Below are 265 nucleotides of genomic sequence, written 5' to 3'. Positions count from 1 at the left end.
GTGTCGCTGTGCCTGTCGAAGGGCCTCGGCGCACCGGCCGGCTCGGTGCTGGCCGGCTCGGCAGCGCTGGTCGAGGATGCCCGGCGGTGGCGCAAGATGCTCGGTGGCGGGATGCGCCAGGCCGGCATCCTCGCCGCCGCGGGGTTGCACGCGCTCGACCACCATCTCGGCCGCACTGCCGAGGACCACGCGAACGCGGCCCGGCTGGCCGAGGGCTTGCGGCACAACAAGGCCCTCCGGGTCGACGGGCCGTTCACCAACATGG

The 265-nt window shown here is 74.3% G+C and carries 1 protein-coding gene; it reads left to right on the top strand.

The window, feature by feature from the left end; genetic code table 11:
- Positions 1-265: beta-eliminating lyase-related protein (locus tag H6A60_RS13250; protein ID WP_239477755.1), on the top strand; the 265-nt coding region annotated here is incomplete at both ends.

Source organism: Sutterella massiliensis, from assembly GCF_016899755.1.
In the GTDB taxonomy this organism is placed as follows: domain Bacteria; phylum Pseudomonadota; class Gammaproteobacteria; order Burkholderiales; family Burkholderiaceae_F; genus Sutterella; species Sutterella massiliensis.
This window is presented reverse-complemented; position numbering and strand designations above follow the sequence as displayed.